Source organism: Micromonospora sp. NPDC002296 (assembly GCF_040296145.1).
In the GTDB taxonomy this organism is placed as follows: domain Bacteria; phylum Actinomycetota; class Actinomycetes; order Mycobacteriales; family Micromonosporaceae; genus Micromonospora.
On the sequence record NZ_JBEOWQ010000016.1, the window covers coordinates 38,596 to 55,504 of the forward strand.

Below are 16,909 nucleotides of genomic sequence, written 5' to 3' on the forward strand. Positions count from 1 at the left end.
AGTTTCGCTCGTGCGGAGCGAGAACTGTCCAAGGTCCGCATCGAGGCCGGCCGGCCGTCGTGTCCGGTGACCTTCGGGCGCACCGGCTCGTCGTCGTGCCCGCGGCGCACCGTCTCGCCGGGGTGTGGGACCACGCGGGGCACCGTCTCGCCGGGGCGCGGTGCCCACGGGCGCGGGACCACACCGATCCGGTGAAGCTGTGCGGCGCGTCGGTGGCCGAAGGGACGGAGGCCAGTCGTCGTGGTGCGGGCCGCTGGCGAGGACCGTCGAGCGGTAGGTTCGACGACAGGGGAGGGAGCATGCGCTTCGAGGCAGTGACGGAGATCGACGCCGACGCCGAGCGGGTCTGGAGGGTGCAGTCCGACATCGACCGGTGGCCGGAGTGGACCGCCTCGGTGTCCCGCGCCCGGCGGCTGGAACCGGGGCCGTTGACGGTCGGCTCGACGGCGCGGCTGGAGCAGCCGCGGCTGCGTCCCGCGGTGTGGCGGGTCGTCGAGGTCGAGGCGCCGTACCGCTTCGTCTGGGTGTCGAACGCCCCGGGCGTCCGCAGCCGGGGCGACCACCGGATCGTCCCGCTGCCGGACGGCCGGGTCCGGGTCGAGCTGACGCTGGAGCAGTCGGGCCCGCTCGCCGCCGTCGTGGGCCGGCTCTACGGCGGGCTGACCCGCCGGTACCTCCGGCTGGAGGCTGACGGCCTTAGGCGTCACTTCGAGCGGCCTTGACCAGCCGCTTCTCCAGCACGGCGAGGGAGATGCCGTTGGCGTCCGGCCGGTTGCCGACGATCTTGTAGCCGTGCCGCCCGTACAGCCGCAGGTTCCGTTCGCTCTCGGCCCCGGTGAACAGCACGAAGCGGGACACCCGGTCGGCGCAGGCCGTCTCCACCGCCCGCAGCAGCAGGGCCCCGACCCCCCGACCCTGCTGGTCCGGGGCCACGGCCAGCCGGCCGACGTGGGCGGTGTCGTCGGCGACCCGCGCCCGGACCGAGCCGACCAGCCGGTGCCCGGCCCGGGCGACCAGCACCGTCTCCGGGCCGGTCAGCGCGGCCAGGATCTCTTCGAGCGTCTCGGTGAGCGGCGGCAGCAACGGGTCGGCGTAGTGCTGGGCCTCGGTCACGTAGGCGGCCCGCTGCACGGTGAGGATCTCACCGGCGTCGGCGGGGGTGGCCGGGGTGATCAGTGGTGGCGTGGTCACGACGCCAGCTCACCACACCGCCGACGGCCGGCGCGCAGGGCCGTACCCTGGCGGTGTCGCGGACCCCAGGAGAGGCGGCGATGGTGCCCGAGCTGACCTATCCGCACGTCGGAGCCACCGACGCCGGCGAGCTGCCCGCGGGCTGGCGGCACGTCCGGCACCGGGTGCGGCTGCCGGACGGCTGCTTCGCCACGGCCGGCGCGGCGGTGCTCGACTGGCGGCTGCACCGGACCGCCGGGATCCGGATCGACGCCGACGCGCCCCGGGCCGAGCCCGGGGTCACCGTCGTCTCCCGGTTGGGCGTCGGCCCGCTGCGGCTGGTCGCGCCGTGCTCGGTGGTCTGGGCCGCCGACGACGCCCGCCGGGCCGGCTTCGGGTACGGCACGCTGCCCGGCCATCCGGCCCGGGGCGAGGAGGCGTTCGTGGTGAGCCGGGACGACACCGGCGCCGTCTGGTTCGAGGTGCGCGCGTTCAGCCGACCGGACCGCTGGTTCATGCGCGCGGCCGGGCCGGCGGGCCGGGCCTTCCAACGCGGGTACGCCTGGTGGCTCGGTCGGACCCTGGGCCGGCTCTGCGCCCGGCCCTGACCGGTACGCCGGCCCCGCAGCGCGCGCCGACCGGGGCGGGGGCCGTGGGAGGCGTCAGTACCGGGCGAAGGATCGGATCGGCATCCTCGGCCCGTACCTCGGGGCGTGCACGCCCTCGGCGGCGAGCAGCAGGCAGACCCGGCCGCGGTGGCCCCGGAACGGCTCCAGCAGCGCGAGCATCCGGGCGTCGTCGCCGCGTGGCTCCCCGGCCAGGGCCCAGGCCACCGTGTTCGGCACGTGGTAGTCGCCGACGCTGACCGCGTCCGGGTCCCCGAACGCGATCCGCACCACCTCGGCGGCGGTCCACGGGCCGATCCCCGGGATCGCGGTGAGCCGGCGGGTGGCCTCGACGGAGTCGGCGCAGCGTTCCAGCCGGTCGGCCTCGGCGGCGGCCCGGCGCAGCGTGTCGGCCCGCTTCTGCTCCACCCCGAACGGGTGGAAGACCCAGTACGGCGCGGCGGCCACCGCCGCCGGCTCGGGCGGCAGCAGCAGCGGCTGCAACGGCCCCGGGGCCGGCTCGCCGAAGTGGCGCACGGTCGCCGAGTACGCCCGGTACGCCTCCGTCCCGGTGACCTTCTGCTCCAGGATCGCCCGCAGCACGCGCGGGAAGAGCTGGCCGGTGGCCGGCATCCGCAGCCCGGCGTGCCGCGCGGCCAGCCGGGCCACCAGCGGGTGCGCGCCGGCCAGCTCGGCGAAGCCGGTGAGGTCGTCGCGCAGCCCGGCGACCGCCTCGGCCCGCTGGACCGCCCAGTCGGCGCCGGGGCCGTACCCCTCGGCGAGCAGGTCCCCGCCGCCGGTCGGGCGCAGCGCGAGGGTGGCCGGGCCGGCGGGGGTGCGGGTGGCCCACCAGAAGGTGCCGGCGGCGATCCGGGTGCACGGGTCGTACGTGCTGAACGTGAGCGACCGGACCGAGGCGGCCAGCCGATAGCCGGCCGGTGGGCGCAGCGTCCGGCGGGCGGCGGGTGCGGTCACCCCTGACACTCTGCCACGACCCCCCGGCCGGGACGGACGGCACCGCATGCACGCAGCCCTCCGGGCACCCGACGAGGTCAGCCCGGCCCCCAGGGGCCTGGTCGCCCGGTGGTGCGGAGCCCGGGGTCGACGGGTCACCGGCGGACGGAGAAGATTCCCGGTGGCGGCGGGGTGGAGTCGGTGGCGTCGGCATCGCGCACCACTGCGGCCCCGCCGACGAACCGGTCGAGCTCGTCGCCGGCCACCACCCGACCGGGGAACCAGTCCCCGGCCGCCCGGCGGGTCAGCTCCGGCACCGGCGGCTCGACCCGGCCCGCGACCAGCACCAGGTTGCCGTAACGCCGGCCGCGCAGCACCGCCGCGTCGCCGATCAGGCAGGCCCGGGGCAGTACCGCGCGGACCGTGGCGACCTGGGCGCGGGCGTGCCGCAGCGGCGGGCCGTCGGCGACGTTGGCCAGGTACCAGCCCCCGGGGTGGAGCACCCGGGCCACCTCCGCCGCGTACTCCACGCTGGTCAGGTGGGCCGGGGTGCGGGCACCCGAGAAGACGTCCGCGACCACCACGTCGTAGCTGCCGTCCCTGGCGGATTCCAGGGTGGCCCGGGCGTCGGCGACGCGCACCTTCAGCCGGGGGTCGGCCGGCCAGGGCAGCTCCCGGCGGACCAGGTGGACCAGGGCGGCGTCCACCTCGGCCACCCGCTGGGTCGAGCCGGGGCGGGTGGCCTGCACGTACCGGGGCAGGGTCAGCGCGCCGCCGCCCAGGTGCAGCACCCGCAGCGGCGCGCCCGCCGGGGCGACCAGGTCGAGGGCGGCGGCCAGCCGCCGGACGTACTCGAACTCCAGGTGGGTGGGGTCGGCGAGGTCCACGTGCGACTGCGGGGCGCCGTCGAGCAGCAGGGTGAACGAGCGCGGCCGGTCCGCGTCCGGGACGAGCTCGGCCTCGCCGGTGTCCACCCGCGCCACGGTGCGGTCCGTACCCCGCCTGCGCCCCATCAGCCGTGGTGCCCGCGGCCCCGGGCCGCGGCGGTCAGCGCCCGGTGCAGCAGGCGGGCGTCGCCGAGCAGCGCCCGCAGGCGACGCTCCAGGCCGGCGATCGGGATCAGGTTCTGCGGGGCCCGCGGGTCCTTGTACGGGGTGGACGCGAACCGGGGGAGGGTGACCAGCGACAGGTCGGCCAGCGCGATCGCCTCGGACTCGGCCAGCTCGGCCGAGCACTCGACCCGCACGATACCGGCCCACGGCGCACCGCCGGAGATCGGCAGCCGCAGGTACCAGGAGTATCCGCCCCAGGCGGTGACGAGCCGGAACACGGGGGAGCGCTGGCCGGCCCGCAGCCCGGTCACCACGGCGGTCAGTCGGGCGTCGAGGTACTGGCTGTGCTGGGTCTTGACGTAGCCGAGGGTACGGGGGAGCTGCCGGCGGCTGCGCAGCGGACCGTCGACCACCAACAGGTCCCCGTCGATCCGGGCCGCCCCGGAGACCTCCACCTCCAGCGCGGTCAGCGGCCCCTGCACGGCCGCCTGGAGCTTGTTCAGCTCGCCGGTGCCGCTCACCCGGTGCACCGGGTAGCGGACCGTCCCGGCCCGTACCTCCCGGGCCGACGGGCTGGCGGTGAACAGCCCTCGCCGCACCTGCGTGCCGGCGAGCCGCGCCGCGCCGCGCTCCAGGTCGCAGCGGACCACCCCGGCGGCGTACGAGGCGGCCACGCCGGGGAACGACGCCCCGTCGGACTCGGCCGTCCACACGCTGGCGTCGATCCGGCGGACCCCGTCGACCAGCAGCACCACGTCCGGTGCCTGGACCCCGGGCCGGACGTCGATGGCCCGCCAGTCCACCGCCGGCAGCTCCACCTCGGCGTCGACCTGCTGCCTGCTCGGCGCGGCCGGCCCGCCCGGCACCGCCTCGAAGGACGCGCCGTAGCCCGGGTCCCAGGCGTCGACGAACAGCTCCGGGGCCGGGCCCTGCGGGTCCGCCCCGGCCGGCCCCGTCCGCCCCACCCCGACCGGCCCGGTCACAGGCCGGTCCGTTCCACACGGGCGGAGCGGGCGTCCTTGCGGACCTCGTACCGCACCGGGATGCGTTCGGCGAGGGCCGGTACGTGGGTGACCACCCCGACCATCCGGTCGCCCCGGGCGGCCAGGCTCTCCAGGGTGGCCGCCACCGTGTCCAGCGTGGCCGCGTCCAGGGTGCCGAACCCCTCGTCCAGGACGATCGACTCCAAACTCGCCGCCGTGGTGGACATCCCGGCGAGCTGCTCCGACAGCGCCAGCGCCAGGGCCAGCGACGCCTGGAACGTCTCCCCGCCGGACAGTGTGCGTACCCCGCGCCGCAGCCCCGCGTCGTGGTGGTCGACCACGAAGAACTCGCCCTTGTCGTGCACCAGGTCGTACTGGCCGCCGGACAGCTCGCGCAGGATCCCCGACGCGCCGTCGACCAGCAGGTCCAGCGCCTCGGCCAGCAGCCAGCGCTCGAAGTTGTTGGCCCGCAGGTGCCCCGCGAGGGCGCGGGCCACCCGGGCCTGCTGCTCGTGGCCGGCCCGCTGCCCGTGCAGCTCGGCGGCCTGCTCGCGGCGCTCCACCAGCCGCCGGTGGGCGGCCTCGGCGCGCTCCACCGCGACGGTGGCCGCCCGCACCGGGTCGTCCCCGGCGGCCAGGCCGGCGGCGGCGAAGACCCCGCCGATCCGCTCCTCCACGGCCGCGGCGGCGGCCTCCGCCGCGGCGACCGCCCCGGCCAGCCCCACCCGGTCCGCCCGCCGCCGCCGCGCCTCCGCGTCGGCCCACCCGGTCAGCGTCGTCCAGGCCGCGGCCACGTCGTCGCGGTCGGCGGCCGGCGGGCCGAACCGGGCCAGCCCGTCCCGGGTCGCGTCGAAGTCCCGCCACGCGGCACGCAGCCGCTCCTCGGCGGCCTCCAGCGCGGCCCGGGCCCGCCGGGCGGCGTCCCGGCCGGCCCGCACCCCGCCCGCCGCCTCGTCCAGTTCCCGGCGCAGCCGGGTGTGCTCGGCCAGGTCGTGCCGCAGCGCCTCGGGGGCGGCGGCCCCGCCGAGCTGGTCGTCCAGCTCGGCCACCCGGCCCCGGAGCTGGTCGTGCTGGGCCCGGGCGCGCAGCAGCACCCGTTCCAGGTCCCGGGCCGCCGCGTCGCGCTCCTGCACCGCCTGCTGCGCCTGCTGGGTCGCGGCCCGGGCCGCCTTCCCTGCGGCGGTGGCCCTGACCACCGCCGATCCGGCCGGCACCGCCGGCACCCGGGGCACCACCTGCTCGCAGACCGGGCAGGCCGCCCCGTCGACCAGGTGGGCCCGCAGCGCCACCGCCTGGTCGGTGGCCTTCGCCTCCTCGTGCGCCCGGAACGCGGCGTCCAGCTCGACCTCGGCCCGCCCGACCGCCGCCCGCGCCGCGGCCAGCGCGGCCACCGCCGCGTCGTGCTCGCGCTGCGCCACAGCTACCGCCGTGGCCACCGAACCGATCTCGCCGGCCAGCCGGTCCCGGTCGGCGTGCGCCTTGAGCAGCAGCCGCAGGGCGCTCTCGTCGCCCGCGCCGGCCAGCTCCCCGCGCAGCTTCTCCTCGCGCTCCTCGGCCAGCGCCACCCCGGCCGCCGCCTCGTCGACGCCGGACCGCGCGGCGGCCACCGCCCGGGCCACCTCGGCCACCCCGTCGGGCGCCCGCACCGCGCCGAGCCCGGCCAGCTCGGCGTCGAGGGCGGCCAGCGCCGCGTGCGCGTCCCGCGCCGCCGCCCGGGCCCGCTCCCGTTCCGGTACGGCCGCCGCGACCGCCTCGGCCAGCTCGTGCGCCCGGCCGACCTGGGTCTGCGCGTCGGCCAGCGCCGCGTCGTCGACGTCGGCGAGCCCGCCGAGCATCCGGTCGACCGCCTCCAGCTTCGCCTCTGCCTGACCGGCCCGCTCGGTGGCCCGCTTCTGCACGTTCTCGTAGACGCCGAGGCCGAGCAGGTTGACCAGGATCTGTTGCCGGGTCGCCGGCCGGGCGTGCAGGAAGTCGGCGAACTGCCCCTGCGGCAGCACCACGCAGCTGGTGAACTGCTCGTACGGCAGCCCGACCGCCTCCAGCACGGCCCGCTCCATCTCGGCCGGGGTGCCGGCCACCACCTCGCCCAGGTCCTCCGGGCTGAGCCCGGTGTCCAGCTTGGTCACGTCGAACCCGGGCGGCATGAGCTGCAACCCGGCGTTGGCCGTCTTGACGTTGCCCCGGCCGTCCCGGCGGACCACCCGGGTCGCCACGTAGCGGTCACCGGCCGACTCGAAGACCAGCCGGACCCGCGCCTCGGTGGCCGACGGGGCGAGCGCGTTGGCCAGCCCTCGCGTCCCGCCCCACCGGGGCACCGTGCCGTAGAGGGCGAAGCAGATCGCGTCCAGCACCGTCGACTTGCCGGAGCCGGTCGGGCCGACCAGGGCGAAGAAGTCGGCGTCGGTGAAGTCCACGGTCGTCTCGTCGCGGAAGACGGTGAAGCCCGCCATGTCCAGCCGCATCGGGCGCATCAGCGATCCGCCTCCTCGAACAGCTCGTCGAACAGCTCCCGGACCTCGGAGTCGGCGTGCCCCCGGCTGTCCAGGTAGTCGGCGAACAGGTCACGGGGTGACCGGCCGGCCCGCTGGGCGGTGCGCGTCCCGCTGCCGGGGGCCGGCACCAGCTCCGGGTCGATCCGGATCTCCAGGGCCTGGGGGAGCAGCTCCTGCACCTCCTCGCGCAGCCCGGCCCGGGGCTGTTCCCGGACGAACACCCGCAGCCAGCCCTCCTGCGGGGCGGCCTCGGCGAGCTGGGCCAGGGTGCCGCGCACCGTGCGCAGCGGCACGGCCGCCGGGACCGGCACCTCGCGGATGCGCGCCGCGCTCGTCGCCGTCACCTCGACCATGGTGACCGACGGGATGTTCTCCTGCTCGCCGAAGTCCACGGCGAGGGGGCTGCCGCTGTAGCGGATAGGGCAGGGGCCGGACACCCGCTGCGACCGGTGCAGGTGGCCCAGCGCCACGTAGTGCGCGGTGCCCGGGAACACCGTCGCCGGTACGGCGTACCCGAGGACGGTGTGCGCGTCCCGCTCGCCGCCGCCGGTGGTCGCCCCGACCACGGTGAGGTGGGCGGTGACCAGGTGCACCCGGTCCGGCTCGGCGAAGCCCTCGGTCAGGCGGCCGAGCACCCGGCCGAGGTGGTCGGCGTACGTCTGGGTGGCCTCGGCGGCGGTCAGCTCGTACATCTCCACGGCGCGGACGGCGTACCGCTGGGACAGGAACGGCAGCGCGGCCACCCGCCACCGCTCGCCGCTCGCGGTGACCCCGTCGATCACGTGCTCGTCCGGGTTCTCCCGGACCCCGCCGCGCAGGGTGATGCCGGCCGCCTCGGCCCACGGCCGCAGCGCGTCGAGGGCCTGGCCGTTGTCGTGGTTGCCGCCGATGGCCACGACGTCCGCGCCGGTGCGGCGCAGCGCGGTCAGCGCCCGGGTGACCAGCCGGGTCGCCTCCGGGGCGGGGGCGGCCGTGTCGTACAGGTCCCCGGCGACGATCACCAGGTCCGGCTGCTCCTGCCGGGCGATGTCGATCACCCCGGCGAGGACCTGCTTGTGCTCCTCGGCCCGGGACTGCCCCTTGAGCACCTTGCCGACGTGCCAGTCCGAGGTGTGCAGGATCTTCACCGTGTGGGCCCTTCGTTCGCGACTGCGGGACTTCCTCGCTTCGCTCGGGCGTTCCTCGCGCTCACGGGTCAGCCCCCTAGAACGGGATGTCGTCGTCGCTCGTGCCGCCGCCCGAGCCGACCACCGCGAACGGGTCGACCGCCCCGGTGATCGACCGTAGCGTCTCCGAGGGCGCCCGGCCGGCCTCGGAGACGCGGGTGGCCCACGCCGGGAACGGGAACTCCAGGCAGAGCGGGACCGGAATGTCCGGCTGGTTGACGAACATCGTGCCCGGCTTGGCCAGCAGCGCCCGCTGCCGCTGGGCGGGTGGGAGGAAGCCGTACTCCGGGCGGGACGCCTCGGCCGGGTCGAGCCGGCCGACCACCCGGATCGCCGAGTTGGTGACGATCCGCCGCTCCACCTCGCTCGCCGTCTGCTGCGCCCCGATCAGGATCACCCCGAGCGAGCGGCCCCGCTCGGCGATGTCCAGCAGCACCTCCTTGATGGGGGAGGAGCCCTCCCGGGGCGCGTACTTGTTCAGCTCGTCGAGGACGACGAAGAGCAGCGGCTTGGCCGTGCCGGACTTCTCCTTGCGCTCGAACTCGCTCTTGAGCGTCACGCCGACCACGAACCGCTGCGCCCGGTCGGGCAGGTTGTGCAGGTCGACGACGGTGACCTGGGCGCTCTCGGCGGTGTTGATCGAGTGCGGGCGGCGGGTGGCCAGGTCACCCCGGATCAGCCGGCCCAGGTCCTTCTTGCTGCCGATCAGCCGCCGGGCGAAGGCGTTGACCGTGCCCAGGCCGACCGCGCTGCCCGCCCAGTCGCCCCGGGTCTCGTCGTCGTTGAGCTGCTCGACGATGTGGTCGACCAGATCGGTGTACGAGCCGAGCCGGACCCCGTCGATGCTCACCCCGCCGTCGGCGGGCTGGGCGTAGCGGGCCAGGTGGGCGGCGACCGAGTGGACGACCATCGTGTACTGCTGGCGCTCGTCGTCGGCGTCGGCGAAGACGTACGGCAGGAGGCGGTCGGCGCAGAACTCGCTCAGCGTCCAGTAGAAGCTGTCCACCCCGGTCAGCCGGCTGCTCACGTCCGGCGTGCCGGAGGAGTCGCCGGCCCGGGGCGGGGCGTAGACCCGCACGTCGGGGAAGGCACCGGCGTCCAGCCCGAGCTTCGCGTAGCCGGCCCGGGTGGCGTCGTCGAGGCGGGTGTTGGGGTGGTCGAGGAACAGCAGGTCCTCGCCCTTGACGTTGAAGATCAGCGCCTTGGCGTTGACGGCGTCCCCGCCGAGCACCCCGGAGCGGAAGACCGAGTAGAGCAGGAAGGTGGCGAAGCTGGTCTTGGTGGCCACCCCGGAGATGCCGGAGATGGAGACGTGCGCGCCCCGGCTGCCGTCGAGGAAGTCGGCGTTGAGATAGACCGGCACCCCGTCGCGGCCCATCCCCATCGGGATCCGCCGCTCCATCCGGTCGAAGTGCAGCGCCCGGTCCCGGGCCGCGCCCTCGGCCCGGTGCACGACCGCGCCCGGGGTCGGCGGGACGTAGAGCTCCGGGTCGACCCGCGTGGTGGTGATCTCGGCCGCCTCCTGCACCATCGCCGGCAGGGTGCCGTCGGCGATGGCGAAGACGTCCGAGTCGAACTGGGCGCCCTCGTGCCGGGCCCGCACCTGGGTCACCACCCCGGCGATGGTCACCGGCTCCCGGTCGGGCAGCTCCCGGCGGGTCACCACCACGTCGTCGAGTTGGAGGTAGCTGCCGGGGGCCACGGCCGTCCAGAACGTCAGCGGGGTGGCGTCGGCGGTGCCGAGCACCCGGCCGACCCCCTCGCCGGGGCCGTCGAACTCGTCGTCGGTCATCCACGCGCTCCGGTCGGCTGGTCGTCTCGGTCAGGGCCCACGGGGTGCATCCTGCCCGAGGGATGCGACAGGTTGCTACGCGACGCGTCGGACGCCACCCATCACCTCCGACATCGTGGCGCAGCGCGTCCGGTCAGGCGCGGACAGTGGTCAGCGACCTGTCCGCTGCCGAGGTTGGCCGCGATACCTGCCGCTGCCAGTTGCGCTGTCGACGCGTCCACGGGGCGACTGTAGGGAGCATGCAAGTTGGGCCAGGGCCCCGTAGCGACACCACCATCATGGGGGTGGGTGCGGTAGTTGCGGCTTGATCGATAGATCGGGGCGAAACCCTGACCATGTTGTAGGCCCTGGCCGATGTGGGTGGGCGTGTGAGGCGGGACAGCGGGCCTGCCGTCCAAGCGGCTGGGGTGCCAGGCGGGTGATGCCACCTCGCCCCCTTTGCTCTGCTGCCGCCACCGCAACACCAGCACCGCCGCCGTTGCACAGGGGGCAGCAGAGCAAAGGGGCGCTGCGGTGTTACCCGCCGAGCGGCGACGACATCAGCGTCGGCGTTCCCGCCCCGCGTGGCCGCCGAACGGTCAATCAGCGCCCGGGCTGAGGCACCACCATGCCGACACCGCCGGTTCCGCGGACACCGCCGGGGTTACGCGCCGGGCTACGCGGCCGGGGCGGGTGCGCCGTCCCGGGCGTACCGGAGCAGCAGCGTGCCGTCCGCGGCGGCCAGCACGTGCCGTAGCGGCAGCTCCCGGGCCGGGCCGGGGTCCCCGGCGGTGATCCGACCCGGACCCGCCCCGGCGAGCAGCGGTGCGACGGTGAGGCAGACCTCGTCGACCAGGTCGGCTGCGGTGAGCGCGCCGAACAGGTGTGGCCCGCCCTCGCAGAGGAGTTGGCCGAGGCCCCGCCGGCGCAGCTCGGCGAGACCGGCGGCCAGGTCCACCCGGTCGGTCCCGCAGCGCACCAGCTCGGCCACCTCGGCCAGGCCGGGGGGCGCCTCGGCGGCGGCATGGGTGAGCACGACCGGCCGCACCGGCGCGTCGGCGAAGGCGGCCTGCGCCGGGTCCAGGTCAAGTGAGCCGGAGACGACGACCAGGGTCGGGTACTCGGCCAGCCCCTGGGTGAGACGCCACGCCCGGCGGGGCCCGCTGAGCCGTACCGCGCCGTAGCCCTCGTGCCGCAGGGTGCCGGCGGCCACCAGCAGGCCGTCGCAGAGCATCCGCAGCAGGCCGAACACCCGCTTGTCCGGCTCGCCGGAGAGCCCGGCGGAGTAGCCGTCCACGGTGACCGCGCCGTCGACGCTGGCCACGAAGTTCACCCGCAGGCGGGGACCGGCGGTCCGGCCGTAGAGGGCGGTCAGGTCCGCGTCGTCGAGCGGTGAGGGCGACGGGTCCGGCCACAGCCGGGAGATCGGGCTTGCGACGCTCATTCGCCGGGCGGACCGGTGACCGGAGGGGTGGGCTCGGGGGTGCGGTGCTGACAGTCGCACCATTTCCGGCCCGGACAGTCGTCGTGCCGCTGCTCCCGGCAGGCTCGGCAGATCATGCCGGCAGCCTATGCCGGGGAAGGGGCGGGACAGCACAAGGGGCCCGACTGATGGCGGTGGACGCCCGGCGGGCTGGGGGATGCGAAACACGGCGGTAACGATATGGGAACGCTCCCATAGGCTTATTGACACTTCTCGGACCCGCCGGCAATCTCATGGGAGCGCTCCCGCCGTGTGTCGCGGATCTCTTTCCCGAGCACGCCGGGTGTCCTCCGCAGGTTCCGTCCTCGGCGGCGCGCGACTGCACAGCACCCCACCACACGACACAGCCTCACCACTGAAAGAGGGGTCTCGGATGAGCGTCCCAATCCGTCGTCGGCGGCTCGCGGCCATCGCGCTCGCGTCCGTCGCGGTGATCGCCACCGCCTCCGCCTGCGGCGACGACTCGTCGGAAACGAGCAGCGCCGACGGCCCGGTCACCCTGGTCGTCGACGTCTTCGGCGACCAGGGCTTCGGCTACGACGAGCTCTACAAGCAGTACGAAGCGGAGCACCCGAAGGTCAAGATCCAGGAGCGCGGCAAGGGCCTCGGCCTCGGTGACTACAACACCCGGCTGACCCAGCAGATCACCGCGGGCTCCGGCGCCGGCGACGTGGTCGCGCTCGAAGAGGGCACGATCGTGCAGTTCTACGCCCAGTCCGACAAGTTCGTGAACCTGGCCGACCACGGCGCGAACGACCTCAAGGGCAACTTCCTGCCGTGGAAGTGGGAGCAGGGCACCACCCCGGACGGCAAGGTCCTCGGCCTCGGCACCGACGTCGGCTCGATGGCGCTGTGCTACCGCAGTGACCTGTTCAAGGCCGCCGGCCTGCCGACCGACCGCGAGCAGGTCGCCGCCCTCTGGCCGACCTGGGACGAGTTCATCGCCACCGGCCAGAAGTTCGCCGGCGCCGACAAGAAGCACAAGTTCGTCGACTCGGCGACCAACTTCTACAACGTCGTGCTGATGCAGATCGCCGGCTCCGGCTCCGGCTACACCTACTACGACAAGAGCAACAAGCTGGTCATCGGCGAGAACGCGGACGTCAGGACCGCGTACGACCTGACCACCAAGATGATCTCCGCCGGCCTGTCGAACAACCTCCAGTCGTTCTCGAACGAGTGGAACGCCGGCTTCAAGAACGGCACGTTCGCCACCATCGCCTGCCCCGCCTGGATGACCGGTGTCATCAAGGGCCAGGCCGGTGACGCGGCGGCCGGCAAGTGGGACGTCGCCAAGGCCCCGGGCAACGGCGGCAACTGGGGCGGCTCCTTCCTGGCCGTGCCGAAGTCCAGCAAGCACGCCAAGGAGGCCGCCGAACTGGCGAAGTTCCTGAGCAGCGCCAAGGGCCAGACCGAGGCGTTCAAGAAGGTCGGCAACCTGCCCTCGTCGCCGCAGGCCCTGACCGACCCGGCCGTGGCCGACTCGACCAACGAGTACTTCAGCAAGGCCCCGGTCGGCAAGATCTTCGCCGCCGGCGCGACCGACCTGAAGCCGGTCTACCTCGGCCCGAAGAACAACGCGGTCCGCACGGCCGTGGAGAACACCCTGCGCGCCGTCGAGCAGGGCAAGTCCGCCGGCGAGCAGTGGCAGTCGGCGCTGAAGAACGGCGCGGCCGCCGGTAAGTGACCGGCCGAACCGACCGCGGGTGGCGTCGACAGTGTGACTGTCGGCGCCGCCCGCGGTGCCCGGCAAGCCCCGGCGCCGCCCGCGCGGCCGGCCGGTAAGCCCCCGGCGTCGCCCGCGCGGCGGGTCGCGTCGACCGACGAGAAGGACCGTCGATGAGCCTGGACCTCCACACCGCAGTGCCCCCCGGCGGGGGCGGTGAGCCCGCCCGCCCGGCCCGTGCCGCGCACCGTCGCCCGGCCTCCCTCACCCGGCTGGACCTGAAGTACTCCCCGTACCTGTACGTCCTGCCGTTCTTCGCGATCTTCGCCGTCTTCAGCGCGTATCCGATCGGCTACACCGTCTGGATCGCGCTCACCGACCGGTCGCCGCTGAACGCCACGATCAGCTTCGTCGGCCTGGACAACTTCGTCGAGCTGTTGACCGAGGACCCGCAGTTCTGGAACGCGGTGGTCAACACGTTCGGCATGTTCGCGCTCTCCACCGTGCCGCAGCTGCTGCTGGCACTGGTGCTGGCCAACGCGTTGAACCGGAAGCTGCGCGCGCAGACCTTCTTCCGGATGGCCATCGCGATGCCGATCATCACCTCCACCGCCGTGGTCGCGCTGATCTTCTCGATGCTCTACGCGAAGGAGTTCGGCCTGGTCAACTGGCTGCTCGACCTGGTCGGCCTCGGCCCGATCGACTGGCGGGCGAACCGCCTCGCCTCCTGGTTCGCCATCTCGACCATGGTCGACTGGCGCTGGGTCGGCTACAACGCCCTGATCTACCTGGCCGCCATGCAGTCGATCAGCAAGGACATGTACGAGGCCGCGGCGCTGGACGGCGCCTCCCGCCGCCGCCAGTTCTGGTCGATCACCATCCCGCAGCTCCGCCCGACGATCATCTTCACGCTGATCGTCTCCACCATCGGCGGGTTGCAGCTCTTCACCGAGCCGCTGCTGTTCACCAGCGGCTCCGGGGGCATCTCCGGCGGCTCCGAGGGGCAGTTCCAGACCATCACCATGTACCTGCTCGACGTGATGAACACCCGGTTCCGCTGGGGGTACGCCGGCGCCGTGGCGCTCGTGCTGTTCCTGCTCATCGCGCTGGTGTCGCTGGTGAACTACCTGCTCGCCCGTCGCATCAGTTCCGACAAGTGAGGGTTGCGCCAGATGACGACCACGACGCTCCGCCCACCCGTACGCCCGACCCCGAAGACGCAGCGCGACGCCCACAAGGCCGACCGGCTCTGGAAGGCCACCCCGCTGACCTGGGTCGGGCTGGTCCTCGGCGTGATCCTCTCCCTGTTCCCGTTCTACTGGATGATCGTCATCGCGTCCCGGACGAACGACGCGGCCAACTCCTGGCCGCCGCCGTTCCTGCCCGGCGGCAAGCTCGGCGAGAACATCGCGCGGGTGCTGGAGAACGGTGACGCCAACATCGTCAAGGGGCTGATGAACTCGTTCCTGGTCTCCGGGACGATCACCGTCGCCACGGTCTTCTTCGGCTCCCTGGCCGGCTTCGCGTTCGCCAAGCTGCGCTTCCGCGGCAAGAACGCGATGCTGCTGGTCATCCTCGCCTCGATGATGGTGCCGGTCCAGCTCGGCGTGCTGCCGCTGTACATCCTGATGGCCAAGCTCGACTGGCTGAACACCATGCCGTCGGTCACCGTGCCGTTCCTCATCGGCGGCTTCGGCATCTTCATGATGCGCCAGTACGCCGAGCAGGCCGTCCCGAACGAGCTGATCGAGGCGGCCCGGGTGGACGGCTGCTCCACCTGGCGGGTCTACTGGCACATCGTCGTCCCCGCGCTGCGGCCGGCGGCGGCCGTGCTCGGCCTGCTCACCTTCATGGAGCAGTGGAACCAGTTCTTCTGGCCGTTCGTGGTGCTCGCCGACCCGGCCAACCCGACCGTGCAGATCTCGCTGCGCAGCCTGAACACGGCGTACTTCGCCGACAACTCGCAGATCTTCGCGGGCACGTTGATCGCCACGCTCCCGCTGTTCATCGTGTTCGTCCTGTTCGGCCGCCAGATCATCGGCGGGATCATGGAAGGTGCCGTCAAGTCGTGAGCGATTCGACCCGCCCGCCCGCCGTCGGCGTCCTCGACCACGGCCCGGCACCGACCTTCCCGCCCGGCTTCCTGTGGGGGGCGGCGACCGCCGCGTACCAGATCGAGGGCGCGGCCACCGAGGGCGGACGCGCCCCGTCGATCTGGGACACCTTCAGCCACACGCAGGGGCGGACCGTCTCCGGGCACACCGGCGACGTCGCCTGCGACCACTACCACCGGATGCCCGACGACGTGCGCCTGATGGCCGACCTCGGCCTGAAGTCGTACCGGTTCTCGGTGTCCTGGCCCCGGGTGCAGCCCGGCGGCTCGGGGGCGGCCAACCCCGAGGGGCTGGACTTCTACCGGCGGCTGGTCGACGAGCTGCTGGGCCACGGCATCGAGCCCTGGCTGACCCTCTACCACTGGGACCTGCCCCAGCCTCTGGAGGACGCCGGCGGCTGGCCGGCCCGGGACACCGCGGCCCGGTTCGCCGACTACGCGCGGCTCGTCGCGGACGCGCTCGGCGACCGGGTGCGCTACTGGACCACGCTCAACGAGCCGTGGTGCTCGGCGTTCCTCGGGTACGGCTCCGGCGTGCACGCGCCCGGGCGCACCGACGGGGCGGACGCGGTCCGGTCCGGGCACCACCTGATGCTCGGGCACGGCCTGGCCGTCCAGGCGTTGCGGGCGGCCCGCCCGGACGCCCAGCTCGGCATCACGGTGAACCTCTACCCGGTCGACCCCGCCAGCGCCGCGCCCGCCGACGTGGACGCGGCCCGGCGGATCGACGGGCTGGCCAACCGGTTCTTCCTCGACCCGGTGCTGCGCGGCGCGTACCCCGAAGACCTCCGGGCGGACCTCGCGGCGGTCACCGACTTCGGGCACGTGCGCGACGGCGACCTGGAGACCGTCTCGACCCCGCTCGACATGGTCGGGATCAACTACTACAGCCGCCACGTGGTGGCCGCCCCGGTCGAGGGGGAGCGGGACTCGCGGGCGCCGAGCTGCTGGCCGGGCAGCGAGGACGTCCGGTTCGTCACCCGGGGGGTCCCGGTGACCGACATGGACTGGGAGATCGACGCCCCCGGGCTGACGGAGACCCTCAAGCGGGTGCACCGCGAGTACACCGACCTGCCGCTCTACGTGACCGAGAACGGGTCGGCGTTCGTCGACGCGGTGGTCGACGGTCAGGTGGACGACGTCGACCGGTTGGCCTACTTCGACTCCCACCTGCGGGCGGCACACGCCGCGATCGACTCCGGGGTGCCCCTACGGGGCTACTTCGCCTGGTCGCTGTTGGATAATTTCGAGTGGGCCTGGGGGTACACCAAGCGCTTCGGCATGGTGTACGTGGACTACGACAGCCAGACCCGCATCCCCAAGTCCAGCGCCAGGTGGTACGCCGAGGTGATCCGACGAAACGGTCTGGCCGCACAATAGGCGGGGCCAGCCAGTGACGGGCGGACCCGGCGCACCCCCGACGGCGGGGCGCGCCGGGCCGTCCGATGTCGGAG

General features: G+C 74.2%; 14 protein-coding genes. 6 read left to right on the forward strand and 8 right to left on the reverse strand.

Annotated features, from left to right (window positions below; translation table 11 throughout):
- Window positions 1-299 precede the first annotated feature (299 nt).
- On the forward strand, window positions 300-722 hold the full coding sequence (locus ABT023_RS15120) for an SRPBCC family protein (protein ID WP_350885653.1): 423 nt from the start codon (window positions 300-302) through the stop codon (window positions 720-722).
- Here ABT023_RS15120 and ABT023_RS15125 read toward each other — a convergent pair.
- Complete coding sequence (locus ABT023_RS15125) at window positions 697-1,191, reverse strand: GNAT family N-acetyltransferase (protein ID WP_350885655.1); 495 nt, start codon at window positions 1,189-1,191, stop codon at window positions 697-699. The two genes, ABT023_RS15120 and ABT023_RS15125, sit on opposite strands and share 26 nt — an antisense overlap.
- Here ABT023_RS15125 and ABT023_RS15130 point away from each other — a divergent pair.
- Window positions 1,179-1,778 carry a DUF1990 domain-containing protein gene (locus tag ABT023_RS15130; protein ID WP_350885657.1) on the forward strand — a complete coding sequence of 200 codons (600 nt, stop codon included), beginning with the start codon at window positions 1,179-1,181 and terminating at the stop codon, window positions 1,776-1,778. The genes ABT023_RS15125 and ABT023_RS15130 overlap by 13 nt on opposite strands.
- A 54-nt stretch (window positions 1,779-1,832) precedes the next feature.
- On the opposite strand, the gene ABT023_RS15135 is transcribed toward ABT023_RS15130, so the two are convergent.
- The 7 genes from ABT023_RS15135 to ABT023_RS15165 all read right to left on the reverse strand — a co-directional run bounded on the left by ABT023_RS15135 (window position 1,833) and on the right by ABT023_RS15165 (window position 11,637).
- Entirely contained in the window at window positions 1,833-2,798 is a 966-nt protein-coding gene (locus tag ABT023_RS15135) for a DNA-3-methyladenine glycosylase family protein (protein ID WP_502890679.1), read from the reverse strand.
- An 86-nt stretch (window positions 2,799-2,884) separates the two neighbouring features.
- Entirely contained in the window at window positions 2,885-3,742 is an 858-nt protein-coding gene (locus ABT023_RS15140) for a spermidine synthase (RefSeq protein WP_350885661.1), read from the reverse strand.
- Window positions 3,742-4,695, reverse strand: coding sequence for a hypothetical protein (locus ABT023_RS15145; protein WP_350885794.1), 954 nt, complete (start codon window positions 4,693-4,695; stop codon window positions 3,742-3,744). Before ABT023_RS15145 ends, ABT023_RS15140 begins: the two co-directional genes overlap by 1 nt.
- Window positions 4,696-4,760: 65 nt before the next feature.
- Window positions 4,761-7,235, reverse strand: coding sequence for an AAA family ATPase (locus ABT023_RS15150; protein WP_350885663.1), 2,475 nt, complete (start codon window positions 7,233-7,235; stop codon window positions 4,761-4,763).
- On the reverse strand, window positions 7,235-8,383 hold the full coding sequence (locus ABT023_RS15155) for an exonuclease SbcCD subunit D (protein ID WP_350885665.1): 1,149 nt from the start codon (window positions 8,381-8,383) through the stop codon (window positions 7,235-7,237). The genes ABT023_RS15150 and ABT023_RS15155 overlap by 1 nt, the downstream gene beginning before the upstream one ends.
- Before the next feature lie 76 nt (window positions 8,384-8,459).
- A complete protein-coding gene (locus ABT023_RS15160; protein WP_350885667.1) occupies window positions 8,460-10,214 on the reverse strand; it encodes an ATP-binding protein in 1,755 nt (584 codons plus the stop codon).
- Between the two features lie 655 nt (window positions 10,215-10,869).
- Window positions 10,870-11,637 carry a pyrimidine reductase family protein gene (locus ABT023_RS15165; RefSeq protein WP_350885669.1) on the reverse strand — a complete coding sequence of 256 codons (768 nt, stop codon included), beginning with the start codon at window positions 11,635-11,637 and terminating at the stop codon, window positions 10,870-10,872.
- Window positions 11,638-12,049: 412 nt separating this feature from the next.
- On the opposite strand from ABT023_RS15165, the gene ABT023_RS15170 reads away from it, so the two are divergent.
- From ABT023_RS15170 to ABT023_RS15185, 4 genes are all read left to right on the forward strand, one after another.
- The gene (locus ABT023_RS15170) at window positions 12,050-13,363 is read left to right on the forward strand and encodes an ABC transporter substrate-binding protein (protein WP_350885671.1); all 1,314 of its coding nucleotides are present in this window, start codon (window positions 12,050-12,052) and stop codon (window positions 13,361-13,363) included.
- 152 nt (window positions 13,364-13,515) lie between these two features.
- Window positions 13,516-14,502 (forward strand): carbohydrate ABC transporter permease, encoded by a 987-nt coding sequence (locus ABT023_RS15175; protein ID WP_350885673.1) that lies wholly within the window; start codon window positions 13,516-13,518, stop codon window positions 14,500-14,502.
- Between the two features lie 12 nt (window positions 14,503-14,514).
- The gene (locus tag ABT023_RS15180; RefSeq protein WP_350885675.1) at window positions 14,515-15,414 is read left to right on the forward strand and encodes a carbohydrate ABC transporter permease; all 900 of its coding nucleotides are present in this window, start codon (window positions 14,515-14,517) and stop codon (window positions 15,412-15,414) included.
- The gene (locus tag ABT023_RS15185; RefSeq protein WP_350885677.1) at window positions 15,411-16,835 is read left to right on the forward strand and encodes a GH1 family beta-glucosidase; all 1,425 of its coding nucleotides are present in this window, start codon (window positions 15,411-15,413) and stop codon (window positions 16,833-16,835) included. The genes ABT023_RS15180 and ABT023_RS15185 overlap by 4 nt, the downstream gene beginning before the upstream one ends.
- The last annotated feature ends 74 nt before the right edge of the window (window positions 16,836-16,909 follow it).